12 protein-coding genes and 1 other RNA gene are annotated in these 13,142 nt (G+C 48.9%); 3 read left to right on the forward strand and 10 right to left on the reverse strand.

What is annotated here, in order from left to right; translation table 11 throughout:
• Positions 1-48: 48 nt before the first annotated feature.
• Positions 49-1,188, reverse strand: coding sequence for a radical SAM protein (locus tag HZA49_09920; GenBank protein MBI5779754.1), 1,140 nt, complete (start codon positions 1,186-1,188; stop codon positions 49-51).
• A complete protein-coding gene (locus HZA49_09925; protein MBI5779755.1) occupies positions 1,172-2,431 on the reverse strand; it encodes a hypothetical protein in 1,260 nt (419 codons plus the stop codon). The genes HZA49_09920 and HZA49_09925 overlap by 17 nt, the downstream gene beginning before the upstream one ends.
• 466 nt (positions 2,432-2,897) lie before the next feature.
• Between HZA49_09925 and glpX the strand changes: the two genes are divergently transcribed.
• A complete protein-coding gene (glpX, locus tag HZA49_09930; GenBank protein MBI5779756.1) occupies positions 2,898-3,863 on the forward strand; it encodes a class II fructose-bisphosphatase in 966 nt (321 codons plus the stop codon).
• 109 nt (positions 3,864-3,972) lie between these two features.
• Here the strand turns inward: glpX and HZA49_09935 are convergent, their stop codons facing one another.
• The 3 genes from HZA49_09935 to HZA49_09945 are packed head-to-tail and all read right to left on the reverse strand — an operon-like array spanning position 3,973 to position 8,566.
• Complete coding sequence (locus HZA49_09935; protein MBI5779757.1) at positions 3,973-5,043, reverse strand: Gfo/Idh/MocA family oxidoreductase; 1,071 nt, start codon at positions 5,041-5,043, stop codon at positions 3,973-3,975.
• Positions 5,036-5,686, reverse strand: coding sequence for a hypothetical protein (locus tag HZA49_09940; protein ID MBI5779758.1), 651 nt, complete (start codon positions 5,684-5,686; stop codon positions 5,036-5,038). The genes HZA49_09935 and HZA49_09940 overlap by 8 nt, the downstream gene beginning before the upstream one ends.
• Positions 5,687-5,719: 33 nt before the next feature.
• The gene (locus HZA49_09945; protein MBI5779759.1) at positions 5,720-8,566 is read right to left on the reverse strand and encodes a tetratricopeptide repeat protein; all 2,847 of its coding nucleotides are present in this window, start codon (positions 8,564-8,566) and stop codon (positions 5,720-5,722) included.
• Between the two features lie 211 nt (positions 8,567-8,777).
• Here HZA49_09945 and HZA49_09950 point away from each other — a divergent pair, with 211 nt between their 5' ends.
• Positions 8,778-9,671, forward strand: a complete 894-nt coding sequence (locus tag HZA49_09950; GenBank protein ID MBI5779760.1) for a hypothetical protein — start codon at positions 8,778-8,780, stop codon at positions 9,669-9,671.
• An 8-nt stretch (positions 9,672-9,679) separates the two neighbouring features.
• An RNA gene (gene ffs / locus HZA49_09955) (signal recognition particle sRNA large type) lies at positions 9,680-9,962 on the forward strand.
• Positions 9,963-10,112: 150 nt separating this feature from the next.
• Here the strand turns inward: ffs and HZA49_09960 are convergent.
• From HZA49_09960 to HZA49_09980, 5 genes are read right to left on the reverse strand one after another with little or no spacing between them, the layout of a single operon-like run.
• Positions 10,113-10,565, reverse strand: a complete 453-nt coding sequence (locus HZA49_09960; GenBank protein MBI5779761.1) for an acetolactate synthase — start codon at positions 10,563-10,565, stop codon at positions 10,113-10,115.
• Positions 10,566-10,592: 27 nt separating this feature from the next.
• Positions 10,593-11,654: a radical SAM protein gene (locus HZA49_09965; GenBank protein ID MBI5779762.1), complete on the reverse strand. Its 1,062-nt coding sequence runs from the start codon at positions 11,652-11,654 to the stop codon at positions 10,593-10,595.
• Positions 11,647-11,925, reverse strand: coding sequence for a PqqD family protein (locus HZA49_09970; protein ID MBI5779763.1), 279 nt, complete (start codon positions 11,923-11,925; stop codon positions 11,647-11,649). Before HZA49_09970 ends, HZA49_09965 begins: the two co-directional genes overlap by 8 nt.
• Positions 11,926-11,927: 2 nt before the next feature.
• Positions 11,928-12,305, reverse strand: a complete 378-nt coding sequence (locus HZA49_09975) for a hypothetical protein (GenBank protein MBI5779764.1) — start codon at positions 12,303-12,305, stop codon at positions 11,928-11,930.
• Complete coding sequence (locus tag HZA49_09980; protein ID MBI5779765.1) at positions 12,295-13,125, reverse strand: hypothetical protein; 831 nt, start codon at positions 13,123-13,125, stop codon at positions 12,295-12,297. The genes HZA49_09975 and HZA49_09980 overlap by 11 nt, the downstream gene beginning before the upstream one ends.
• Positions 13,126-13,142 lie beyond the last annotated feature (17 nt).

The following is a 13,142-nucleotide window of genomic DNA, read 5'->3' on the forward strand; positions in this document are numbered from 1 at the left end:
AGTTTAATTCCTTTCTGTGTTCACCTGTGTGTATCTGTGGTTCTAGTATTAGTCCGCCATTGACGTTATCTTATCTTTTAATCCCTTGCCTGTCAACCCCTTTTTGAGCGTTTCGTTTTTGTAATGTTTCAGGAACGGTTCTTCAGCGCAGAGCGAGCATCCGCTTGAAGACACCTCAGCCGCGGCCTTGCATCCCCCTTGGCAGGTCTGGACCATCCGGCAGTCCTTGCAGAATTCCGGCACTGCATCCATAAACGGCTTTATCTTTTGCTTGGCAGTCAGTTCCTTGAACGAACTTTTGAGGATATTACCTAATATGGACGGCGTATGGTTGCACATCCTGAGATTGCCCAGCGGGTCAACTGTATAATAAGCCCGCTTGGTGCCGGCCGCGCAATATCCGAAATGCACCTTTTTGAACCGGCTGGTGTCAATGATGCAGGGCTGAATCGGGATGGAGCAGGAGATGCCGATTTTGTATTGGTCCATGGCAGATTCTATGGTTTCTAATGCCTTAATCACCTGTTCAGGCGTAGGCAGGAGTTCGTCTATGTGCTTGGTGCCTTCACCGCCGACATTGAACCGGTTAAACATAATCCCGTCCGCGCCGATGGCCAGGGACAGTTCTATCATCTCCTTCAGTCCGTCTATATTGCGTTTGGTGCCGACAAAGACCGTGACCACCCGTCCGCGGTGCAGTTTGATATTGGCAACGGATTCCACCACCTTATCAAAGGAGCCCGGGTTACGGGATAATGCGTCATGCGTCGTGCGTTCGGCGCTTAAGAGGGGGAGTTCAAATAATCCAACGCCGAGTTTGATATAGTCGCTGGCTATCTCTTCGGTAATCAGAGTCCCGTTGGAGATGATGTTGATGGCTACGCCCAGTTCCTTGGCGCAGGTAATCAGTTCCGGCAGGTCAGGACGCAACAGCGGCTCGCCGCCGGTAAAGGTCAGTTGCTTGCAGGAGGTCTCTTTTACTATCCGCCTGATTAGGCCTTTGGTCTCTGCGGTGGATAGTTCTCGCTGGGGATATTCGCCTCTATTTAGAGGGGTTTGGGGTGTGTTAGCCTTCGAGGCATTGTAGCAGAACAGGCAGTCATTATTGCATTTCTGGGTCACCTCAAAGATAATGGAATCCTGCCGGGTGACCAGAAAGGCGTCTTTTAATTTACCTATAATTCCCATCTTTTTCTATCTTATCTATCAGTTCTTGGGCCTTTTTTATCATGTCATTTTCTACTTTAATTCTATTCTCAATTTCTTCGTCTTTTAAATTAAAACCTTTCTTGTACCATAAAAATCTTTCATTATCAGTGCTGGCTAAAATTTTAACATCACTTTTCAGTTTTCTTATTACATTGTAATATATCCATTCATCTATTTTATTCTCCCTTATCATTTTTTCTATAAGGGGCAAGCGTATTCTTAACATCTGCATTTCCGTTTTAGGTACTGCGCTTCCATTCATATAACATGTTACGTCAACAGGGTGTAGTGCTTGCAACTGCTCAAATTCATTCCTGATAAGATCCATCAGGGAAATAGAGATTAATCCCTTAACAACTAACTTCTGCAGGTCATTAAGTTTTGTATTAGTTTCTTTACGGCTTTCTTCAACTTCTTTGAGTGTTCTAGGTTTATCTCTAAGTTTAGAAGCCGTCTTCCACTGCTCAATCATCGCCTTCCATTCAGGCGTGGATTCTAACTGGCCTTGCTCCTTGGTTTCTACGCCTGAGAGTTCCATGATAAGGTCAACCACCTTGTTCTTGTCGTCCTGCGAAAGTCCATCCAAGACCGACTTCTGGGTGTTCCAATCAGCTATCAGATTCTCATAATCAGACAGGATAGTGTTTTTAACCTTGTTACATATGGTGTAATCAATCTTGCCTTCCTTTCTCATCTTGTCCAGCAGGGCATACTGTTCTTCCAATGCATCCAGTGTTTCCATCCTCCTGACCGAAGCCATGGGCATATCATAACAAGTAGATCCTGAGTGTGTCCGGTTAATATGTCCCATCCGCAGACTAAACAGCGCGTTCAGGGTCAGCTTTAGCGCCTGGGAAAACTTCTGCTCCTCTTGAATCCGGTCTATCAGCTGGCTTACTTCTGGTTCCAGTTTGGATGACGCGACCTGGGTTTTGGTTGCATTCAGCGTCTGCCAGATACTCCTTAACTCCTCTATTGATCGGCTGGTCTGCTGCTGAAGTATTGACACTTCATAACAGGTGACCCTGGGCGTCTCGGATGTCTTCTTATTGCAGGTGACCGAAGTCAGGAATGCCAGCACAATGGCCACGCTAATCCAGAATTCCCTGAGCCATTTGTCTTTTGTCTTATAATATCTGATAGCGCGATAACCGAAGATGAATAATACCAATGCCACCACGCAGGCGCCCAAGGCCAGAAGAATATACCATATTCGTTCCATAAATAGGCCCTTCTCTTACGGACTGTTAGTCCCGATGATTTTCTGGACGTTACAGTCCGTTGGACCCCGCCGAATGGCGGGGCTTTCCTTGACTTCTTATATAATATTAGACAATCTTCAACCCTATTTTTGCGATGGAATTAGATATTTTTCAACTACGTGGACATCTTATGCTGTATAGCTTGAAACATAACATTTTCTCTTTTATTTGGCAAGGATTATCATCGGTTGGATATGTGATGTGACCGACACACCCCTTACCCCTCTTTTTAGAGGGGAGTAAAGAGGGGGATTTTTCCTGCCTGAAAATTCTTGACTACCATACCGGGAAAACATAAGATTAGCCATTAAGGCATGAAGGAAACAACCCCCTTAATCCCCCTTTATTAAGGGGGAATTTGCTTCACTCCCCCTTAGAAAAGGGGGCAGGGGGTTGTCTTCGTGGCTATTAGACAGGAGTTTGAATATGGACAGAAATATGGCATTGGAATTCGTCCGGGTAACCGAGGCGGCCGCATTAGGCGCGTCTAAATGGGTGGGCCTGGGCAATGACAAGGCGGCGGACCAGGCGGCGGTGGATTATATGCGTAAGGCGTTTTCATCTATCGCTTTTGACGGCACCGTGGTTATCGGCGAAGGCGAACGTGACGAGGCGCCGATGTTGTATATCGGCGAGAAAATCGGGCAAACCGGTTGCCAGGGCCCGAAATTAGATATCGCCATTGACCCGCTGGAAGGCACGACCCTGACCGCCCAAGGACGGGCTAATGCCATATCGGTTTTGGCGGCCGCGCCGAAAGGTCATTTCCTGAACGCGCCGGATACCTATATGAAAAAGATTGCCGTCGGTCCGGGCGCGGCTGGCGTGATTGATATTAACGCGCCGGTAAAGGATAATGTTAAGGCCGTGGCCAAGAAACTGGGCCGCGATGTCAGTTCTATTACCGTGGTCATCCTGGACCGGCCCAGGCACGCGGATATTATCCGCCAGGTGCGCGAGGCCGGCGCCCGGATTTATCTCATTCAGGACGGCGATGTGGCCGCCGCAGTAGCCACCGCCTTCCCGCTGGATTCCGATATTGATATGCTCTTGGGTACCGGCGGCGCGCCGGAAGGGGTGATAGCCGCCGCCGCGTTGCAATGCCTGGGCGGCGATATGCAGGGCCAGTTGCAGCCGCGTAACGAGGAAGAAGTCAAGCGGGCCGCTAAGATGGGCGTGAAGAATATTGATAAGGTTTTTACCATTGATGAATTGGCCAAGCCGGATGATATTATGTTCGCGGCGACCGGAGTGACCAATGGCTCGTTCCTAAAGGGCGTCCGGCCGTCCAAGGATGGCGCCATGACCCATTCAGTGGTGATGCGCTCCAAGACCGGGACGATTCGCTATATTGAGGCGTATCATAAGTTTTCCAAAAAGCCGGTGTACTAAGCCCCCACACCAATCTTGTTGTTACATTCAACAAGCGAGTAGATTATATATAGGGTGGGAGTTAAAACTGATGATACCGATTTACTTTAGATTGGTGTGGGGGTAAACTCTATATCTTCCCCAGTATTTTATGGCAGATGGCTAAGGCATCACGGCCGTCCGCGCCGGATACCTGGGGTGTTTTATTTCCGCTAATGGTTTCCACAAACGAGGTCAGTTCCTGTTCCAACTGGTCATAGGGCGTAATGGCCAGATTGCGGACATTGATGAATTTATCGAGCATGAATTCCTTGGGATTGAATCCGGGCGGCGGATTTGCGGCCAGGGTGGACAGGTCGCCCTTGCTTTCATAGACGCTGGCTGTCCGTTCCGCAAAGTCAATCGATGTGTAGGCTTGGCCGGTAAACCCAGCCCTTTCTGCATCGTTCTGAATACTAACTTCAGATGATTTATCTGTGGTAGGACTTTTGGGATAACTGGCGCTAATCGGAAAGGGCTGGGTGAATATTCGCATCTTCCTCATGGCCTTGTCCGAGGCCCGCGAGGCGGTCAGGTTAGCCACACAGCCGTTGGCAAATACCAGCCGGGCATTGGCTAAATCGTTTTTCTCCGAGATTATCTTTACGCCCACCGCATCCACCTTTTTAACCGGTGATTTGACTATGGACAAAATCAGGTCAATGTCGTGTATCATCAGGTCCAGGACGATGTCAATGTCTATGGAACGGAATGAGAACGAACTCAGGCGGTGGCATTCTATGAACTTCGGGTTCTGGAGGTATTCTTTGGCCGCCACGAATGCCGGATTGAACCGCTCGATATGCCCGACCTGCAGGACTGCCTTGTGTTTCTCAGCCAGTGAGATGAGTTTATTGGCTTCTGCTACGGTTGTCGTAATGGGTTTTTCTATGAAGGTATGGATGCCCTTGGCCAGCGTCTTGCGGGCGATGGCGTAATGCGCCACGGTCGGGGTGGCAATGCTGACCGCATCCACGTGCCGCAATACCTTTTTGTAATCAGTATAGGCCTTGGCCTGGTAGAGCTGGGCGATTTCTTCAGCCGCCGGCTGGTTGGTATCCGCCACGCCGACTAAGGTGCAGCCCGGTATCTTGGACAGGTGTTTGGCGTGGTTCTTGCCCAGGTGCCCGACTCCGATAACCGCGATTCTGATGTTATTCATTTTCAGCTTTTCCCGGTAATAGGTAGGGGTTTACTATCTTTGGTATTTTGTAAGCGGCGCTAACCGCCAGAATGACCCAGAGGATATCAAAACCGCCCAGCACACTGCCGATATTTTCAATAAATGACGATATCATGTTGCCGCTGAATAAGGTAAACTGATTAAGTAATTCCGTTAATTTCGTTGGGTCAATTCCTTGCTCTTTGGCCGCCTCAGTCGCTCCCTTCCTGAAGAAGTGATAAAACGTAATATACTTGCCGATAAGAACGCCGATGATGCTTGATGCCGAGGCCAGAATCTGCAATACCGGACCGCCTTTTTTGCCGGATGCAAAATACACCCCGTAACCGGCCAGGACGCCCACTCCGATAGCCGCATATCCGATTTCGTAATTAGTCAGAATGACCATTAATCCCCAGATGATGCCGGCTACGATGGCCGCCGCGCAGGCCCCCAGGAATCCGGTCAGATAATCCGAGCCGTCCGGCTGCTGGGCTGTGAGTTTTTCCTTGAAACTGGTATTGCAGTTCCGGCAAAGCATTAATCCATTGACCCGAATCGTCTCTTCTTTTGGCAGGGTGTTATTACAGCCCTGGCAGGCGCGGGTTTCCTGCTGCGCTACCGGAGGTTTTATGTCTGCCATAGTTACGCTCCTTTCCGTAGGTGGTTATTTGTATTATTTTTTATTCTTCTGTTCCAGTTTTTGCAGGAATCCTTCAACGCCTTTGGTCTGGGTGGGCATGTATAACCTTACTAACTCCAGCGCCTTTTTGGAGTTTTCTATGGCCTGGTCAATCCGGCCCAGCTGGTCCAGGACCACCGAGGTATTGTGGTAGTGCTGGTAATCCTTGGGTGCTAATTTGATGAGGGTCAGGTTGACTTGGAGTGAATCCTCAAACTTATTCTGGTTGAAGTATTCCTCGCCTAAGCGGATGAATTCGGAGCGAATCATGGCATTCCCCGGAGCTACGCTAAACGCCTTTTCGTAGTTCTCAATGGTTTTTCCGGCGTCGTTTAATTGCTTGTAGGACTTGCCGATAAGCACATAGGCCTCAGCCAGCTGGCTGTCTAGCGCCACGGCCTTGAGATAGTATTCGATTGCTTTGTTGTAGTCCTGTTTGGTAAAATAGATATTGGCCATCTCCTTGGGAACAGTCGGGTTTTTGGGGGAAAGCATGGCCAGTTCACTGTAGGTCTGTAATGACCGGGTTAATTTGGATTCCTGGTCAGCCGGGTTGTCCTTAATCTGGTCTGACCAGAGGCGATAAGTTCGGGCGATTTCAATATTATGGAACCGGTTGAGCGGATTGGCCTTTAAGGCGCCGCGCAATGTCTCGATGGATTTGTTATAATCGCCGCTGCTTTTGTAGGCCCGGGACAGGTTGGCATAATAATAATCGGTCTGGGGCGATAACTCAATGCTCTTCTGGAAACTGGCGATAGCTTCAGCCCAGCGCTGTCCTTTTTCGTGGTTCTCGCCTTCCCGGCACCAGGCATCCGCATAGTCTTCGCGCAGGTTGGTGTAATGGACGGCGATGAATGACAGCGGGATTAATATGACTGCGGCTAATACGGTGGAGAATGATGCCTTATTTGCCTGAAACGAAGCGGCGTCCTGCCTGATAAAAATCGCAACGACAAATATGGTTGCACCGACAAAGGCATAGGCATAGTTGATGAATGCTGTGGGGAATAAGGTCAAATCGCTTAATAGGGCGGAGAAGATAAAATGGAATATAGCGCCCCAGATGATGGCGGTGAATAAATAGATGATGGTGTCGATGACCCGGGCCGAGCGGATGGCCGCGAAGACCAGGTAGAGAGTGGATATAAATCCGATAGTCACTATGATAATGTAGAAATTCGCGGGAAGCCCTTCGGGGATAAATTTCCGCTTGAGCAGGGCAAAGGAGAAGAAGGCGATAATCAGTCCGGTGAGCAGTCCATAGACGAGCGCCAGATTGATGGTGTCTTTCTTGTCACTAGCGCCGATATCCGTGGAAGCGGGCTTGGCCTGGGGCAGGGAGTTGATGATAAAAAGTATGATTGCTGCATAAACCCAGAAGTAAAGCCGGGTGGCGGTGACGCCGAGGCCGAACTGGAGCTCGGCGAAATTACCGATAACAGCTGAGATTAATCCGATGAGCAGGAGTAGATTATTCCCGCCTGATACGGGCTGGGTTTTCCAGGTCAGAAGCAGGTAGGAAAATAGGCCGGCCATAAATCCGAAGGGTATGGCTATTCCGATGAATATCATCTTGCCCATGATTATCGGGATAATCAGGCCGAGTGCGACCCCGCCAGCCAGCGACAGGATGAATAATTTCCGGGAGTAAAGCGAGGTAAAAAATCCGAGCCGGTTGAATGTGTAATATATTAGCAGAGAGATGATTCCCAGGTAGGTTAATAAGCCCATAATGCCCGAGGTGATGAGGATATCAAAGGTGTCGTTGTGCGAATGGTCCGGTATAGCGCTGCCTTCATACCGGCCGAAAGAGGAAGGGGTATATTTGTGATAAAGCGGGAAAGGCGATTCCAGCCCGTGCCCGAAGGCCAGCCGTTCAGGCGATGACCTCAGGATGTCTATCGCGCCTTCCCAGATAAGGAGCCGGACCTTGCCGCTGCCTTCCATCTCGTAGAGTTGGGCAGTCCGGCCGAAGCGTTTTTGCAATCCGGATAACGGTCCATTCGGAATATTCAATATTACCATGAAGGTTATGAAGACGGCGGTTATGGTCACGACCGAGAGAAACAGCCGTTTCATCTGCCTGAGTCGGACGAATAGCATGAAAAACAGGAATAGGCTGATGATAAATCCGACAAAGGGACCGCGGCTCTTGGTCAGGAGCATGCAGTAGATATTTACGGCCAGGACCAAGGCGTAAAGGATGATTATCGGAATATTCCTGCGGAATCCGTCGGTGATGTATTCCATCAGGCGCGACAGGATGAGCGGGATGACGATAATCAGATAAGCTCCGGCAAAGATAGGGCCACCTAAGGTGGTGGTCACGCGGGTGCGCTCGCCGCCGGCCCAGGCCACCGTGTCTATCTTGAAATATTGCAGGATGCCATAGACGCTGACAATGGTCGCAGACAGAATCATGGTATGGAGCAGGCGGCTTAACTGGCCTGGTTCCCTGAGATTACCCAGAACGATAAAGAAGGTTACGATATAACAGGCCAGCGAGTAGAATCCTTCTTCGCGCAGGAAATAGCCCTTGAAGCTGAAATAGGGCGTGATAGAGAAGATGGATGAGATGAAATAGATGGTTCCCAGGGCCAGGACTGAGCCCAGGATTATCCGGTTACCTTTTTCTTTGAACGCGGCATCCAGGGAGAATCCTTCAGCGGACTTCTTGACAAACCAGGCCAGGAGCATGACGATGGTAATGGATCGCAGGAGATAGGTCTTGTCGGACTCAAAGACCCGGGTGGTATAGGGGTTAAAGAATACCGGGATGCCGGCCAAGGCGACCAGCCAGCAGGCCTCAATTATCCGACTGCAGAATTTAACTAACATCTTTTCTTGACCCCGCACATAATATAGTGCTATAAAGTCTGCCGTTGAGAAGTTTTTCCCTGCATTGTCATTCCCGTGTAAACGGGAATCCAGTATTTATTAGTGGTCTGGATTCCTGCTTTTGCAGGAATGACGAACTATGGAAGTTAATAAAATACACAATATTATGTGCGGGGTCAATAAATCTTATATCTAAACACAGGATGCCAGTATGGAAAGAATAGTATTGCTATTGATCGGTATATTGGCGCTGGTGGTCCATCCTCTTTATTCCCATGGCGCGTCGGAATTTATGCCGATCAATATAGATGAAAAGGTGACTAACTTTGTTGATTTCAGGATTGGCGCCGAGACACTGCGTTACGAGGAGGCCGAGCCGGATACCAAGACGCTCGGCAAGGCAGAGACGATGAATCTGGTCGGGATGCTTGATATCTGCCAGGAATACCAGCAGTTTCAGGGCGGAATCAGAGGAATTATCCCTTTGACTGTCGGCGATGCCCGGGAGGAATGGGATGTTAATAGCGTGATAAATTATCAGACCGATAATTTGAGTTATTACTGGTCGCGGATTGACGGTTATGTCGGTTACGCCTTCAAAGAGAGCGACGATTTCACAATGCCGGGCGTCTGGTATGCGGGTTTGCGACGTTCGGAGGGTATCCAGAAGCGTTCGGATTTTGTTGTCGGCGGCGTTCCGTCAAATGCCAAGGTTACCGAGAAGATACAATCTTACGGATTATTTATCGGTTATAAGGGGGAAACTAATCTGGCCCATGAGCGCCGGCCGGAATGGAGCGAGGAATTCACGCCGGTCCTGGTGGCCAACTGGCGGGTGGAATATCACAAGCCGGTTCTCAACCGGGTTACCAACACCTCTTTGCCCGGAGCGCTTTTTACCGATCGGATTGGTTATACCGTGGAATTCGGAAGCGGCGTGTCATATAAAGTAAGCCCGTCATTTTCGACCACATTCAATGCCTATGGGGGCCGGATGTACTGGCAGGGCAGCGCCTGGGAGAATTTTGGTACCGGATTCGTCAAGTGGCCTGAAAACAAGACCGATTATCTTGGCGCTAACCTGGGTTTATTGCTTTTATTTTAATATTTTAACCGCGCTAGGCGGGGCGGTAGCGGTGCCCCGAAGTCCCGCAAGGGATGGACCTGCAATCCGCTATAGCAGGGCTGAATCCCGCTTGGAGGTATTGTCTTTTTATAATACTCTTTAAGCAAGTGGCGTTGAAGGTTGGGTCCTATGCAATATGCAGAGTAGTATAACCCCGCCAGGTCCGGAAGGAAGCAACGGTCCCTATTGTGTTTATGTGCCGTAGGAATACCTGGCTGGAGCCGGCTACTTAACGGGCTTATAGGGAGCAATCCGAAGAGCGGTGCGCGGCTTTTTACTGGCTGTTAGACCTCTGGTCGTTGATCTGCGCGCCCCGACCCCGAAAGCATTCGGGGCGGGGTGCTCGGAGTCATGCTTCGCTTAGTCCCAGCCAGTTATCCCGCCCCGATGCAACATCGGGGCGGGTTTTTTATTTGATGTTTATCTTCTGCCTTGTGGCGCGCGCATAGTCGGAATCAGTTTCTCCGGCTTGCGGTTCATTGCCTCGAGCATCACCTTTTTGGCCTGTTCTATGTAAGGTACCTGGAATATGGCGATGGCCTTGCCGGCCGGGCCTCCGGCGGTGCAGTAGGCGGATTCAATATTGATATGCGAGCGGCTTAACTTTTCGGCCAGCGCTGCAAAGGCGCCGGGACGGTTCGGGATGTCCACGGAAATTACATTGGCCTCTGTAACCGGAGAATCGAACTTTGACAGAAGAGTCCGGGCGACATCGGGTTTATCCACGACCATCTTCATTACATCGGATCCTTTTGAATCGGTGATGATTAAAGCCTTGATATTGACCTTTTCATCTGCCAGGGCCCGGGCGATATTGGCCAGCACGGCCGGTTTGTTCACGCCGGATACGCTGAACTGCTTTTCTATCTGCATCTTTTACTCCTTTACTGTTGCTAGGGGTTAATCAGTCTTAATACTATAGATATTATTGGGGCGGCTGTCAAGATTTTTATCAAGCGTCGCTCTTTTTATTGCCCGAGTATTGCGGCAGGTTTCATTGGAAATGCCATAAATATTATTGGTTTCCAGGTAATTCATCCCCGGGCATTGGCGGCAATAATTAATCTCAGCGCAATCGGCGCAGGCCGCTTGGCTCGGGCTGTAAAAGTCGCGTATTTCCCCGAGCCACTTTGAATTACTCCAGATATCGGAAAAGGCATTCTTCATAATATTACCGGCCGGTACCGGCAGTTGGATACAGGGATAAACATCGCCATACGAATTTATGGCGCAGTATGAACGGCCTGAGGAGCAGGAGTTGCCGGGTTGGCCACCGGCGGCTGTTGGCATCATATCCCGGTAGATTACTTCTAATTCCTCGTCTGATAAAGATAGTTTGGTCGGGGTTTTATCCCGGTCGTCTCGCGGGGTAATAATCGGGTCTAAGTCATAGGGAATATCCAATTGCTCGGCCAGGCGAAGCATGTTTTTATATTCCCGGAAATTGCTTTTCATGATTATATATTTAAATCGCATGCTTAGGTTGTTTTGCTTTAACCTTAATACGGTATCTATGGTTTTGTTATGCGAACCTTTATGTCGGGTGATGCTGTCGTGGGTCTCCGGCTTTGCGCCATAGATGCTTAAATGAACATCAATAATATTAAGTTGCTTCAGCTGGCGGGTTAATGATTCGGACATGAGAGTACCGTTGGTGAAAATGCTGATAGCCATATTGAGCGAATGTGCTTTGCGGCATATTTCCAGGAAATTCGGGTGCAGGAGCGGTTCACCGCCGCTGATGGTCAGGAAAAGACAACCCATTTGGCGTAACTCGTCCAATAAGCTGAGAATTCTTCGGAGCGGCATTTCTTCCCGCTCGGTATTTTCTATGCGGTAGCAATGCCGGCACTCAAGATTGCAGCGGCGGGTCGGTTCCAATAAAACTGTGAGCGGAATCAATAACCGGTCAGCCCGGCCGGAGATTTCTTCCATTATGGAATTTGGGTTGTTTTTATTCATTGGTTACTTTTATCAACTTAAGTTCTGACATCTTGTCCAGTAATTGGATTACGTCCTCGCTTGCAGCGGAGGGATCCACGTTATATTCATCCGTAATGGTTGTGATTATATCTCTTATTGCCTGTCTTTGGCTCAGGAGTTCCCAGACCCGCGAACCGACATCGTTCAACTGATGCATCAACCTGTTTTTGGGATCGACGATGATGGTGTCGTCTTCAATCTTCTGGAATGGATAATTGATTCTTTCCGCCGAGTCGTCTAATCGTATCATAATTAATGCCTCCTGATGATCTGCCAGGGTATCAGACAGAGCGATATAAGCAATCTGACAATATTGTCGCACTGTTTTTCCGTGGCAATGATTTTATTATTTCTGGTAATATTGATAACCTTTCCGATGAAATCGCAATCTTTGTCGATGGTAAATAATCCGAAAGATGATATCGAGTCGCCTTTGACAATAAGTTTAGTATGATTTTTCCAGACCAATCGATGGATGCAAAGATTATTGCTGGTATTAACGGCCACGATATTACCGATTCTCGAGTCGTTCAGGGAACAACGTCTGATAGCCACGCAATCGTCCTTGATGATAGAAGGGCGCATGCTAGTGCCCGTGACTTTTATTAATGTATAATTATTATCTGACATTGTGAGAAATAATTCTTATGATTGTTTTATAATGGGTATTCTTGGCCATATTTATTTGGTAAGTTGGCTTGCAGAGCAAATACCTTGCGGCCGAGTTAAGTATCTGCTGAGCAGTTATATCAGAGCGAGAACCTATGCCAAAGAATAAAACGAGTTTGAGTAGTTTCTTCATGGCTGATGACGGCGACAGGGGGATTAATTTGGGACGGGTATTTTTGTTCAGGAAATAAATACCCTTCAGGGCGCAGGATATGGGTTGGCCGCCTCTCTGGAATTCACCCCAGAACGGCGTGCCCATCAGGATTGGGTTCCGGCCTGAGAAACGCAAGCCCACCAGTTCATCACTGAGCACATTGTGATAGGGCGCCTTTTTGGCCAGAGTGGTTTTACCAGTGCCGCTTCTGCCGGCAAAAAGATAACCGCTGTTTTCATGATTTATGCCGCAGGCGTGTATCAGGAACCCGTTATCTTTTATCAGGAAGTGGGAATAGAGCAACCGCAAAAGGGTGTCAAGCTGGTAGATATTTTCTTCCATGACGCCGTTGCCTTCCCACAACCCATTTTTGCGGGAGATAGCGCAGGTAAAACCGCCGCCTTTGATGCGCAAAGTTTTATTCGTCAAATCGATAGATGGTCTGGTATCTGGAATCGGGAGGTGATTACTTATAGTTTTTATGTAAAGATTAATGTCAGGTCTCCGGTTATTTGTCGGGTGCAAGAAGTTTCGATATCGTTTTTTGACGGCAATATGGAACCCGTTTCCGCTGACGAGATTAACCTTAGTGGTGATACCGCAGATAGCCAGGCAGATAGAAGCCATAATATGGTTACAGTGTT

The organism is Planctomycetota bacterium (assembly GCA_016235865.1).
Lineage (GTDB): Bacteria > Planctomycetota > MHYJ01 > JACQXL01 > JACQXL01 > JACRIK01.

What these genes read in the sequence shown, in the direction of transcription:
- HZA49_09945 (MBI5779759.1), bottom strand. Translation starts at nt 8,566, where the DNA reads ATGTTAGTTAAATTCTGCAGTCGGATAATTGAGGCCTGCTGGCTGGTC.
- HZA49_09970 (MBI5779763.1), bottom strand. Translation starts at nt 11,925, where the DNA reads ATGATACGATTAGACGACTCGGCGGAAAGAATCAATTATCCATTCCAG.
- HZA49_09980 (MBI5779765.1), bottom strand. Translation starts at nt 13,125, where the DNA reads ATGGCTTCTATCTGCCTGGCTATCTGCGGTATCACCACTAAGGTTAAT.
- HZA49_09925 (MBI5779755.1), bottom strand. Translation starts at nt 2,431, where the DNA reads ATGGAACGAATATGGTATATTCTTCTGGCCTTGGGCGCCTGCGTGGTG.
- HZA49_09975 (MBI5779764.1), bottom strand. Translation starts at nt 12,305, where the DNA reads ATGTCAGATAATAATTATACATTAATAAAAGTCACGGGCACTAGCATG.
- HZA49_09940 (MBI5779758.1), bottom strand. Translation starts at nt 5,686, where the DNA reads ATGGCAGACATAAAACCTCCGGTAGCGCAGCAGGAAACCCGCGCCTGC.
- HZA49_09965 (MBI5779762.1), bottom strand. Translation starts at nt 11,654, where the DNA reads ATGAATAAAAACAACCCAAATTCCATAATGGAAGAAATCTCCGGCCGG.
- HZA49_09920 (MBI5779754.1), bottom strand. Translation starts at nt 1,188, where the DNA reads ATGGGAATTATAGGTAAATTAAAAGACGCCTTTCTGGTCACCCGGCAG.
- HZA49_09960 (MBI5779761.1), bottom strand. Translation starts at nt 10,565, where the DNA reads ATGCAGATAGAAAAGCAGTTCAGCGTATCCGGCGTGAACAAACCGGCC.
- glpX (MBI5779756.1), top strand. Translation starts at nt 2,898, where the DNA reads ATGGACAGAAATATGGCATTGGAATTCGTCCGGGTAACCGAGGCGGCC.
- HZA49_09950 (MBI5779760.1), top strand. Translation starts at nt 8,778, where the DNA reads ATGGAAAGAATAGTATTGCTATTGATCGGTATATTGGCGCTGGTGGTC.
- HZA49_09935 (MBI5779757.1), bottom strand. Translation starts at nt 5,043, where the DNA reads ATGAATAACATCAGAATCGCGGTTATCGGAGTCGGGCACCTGGGCAAG.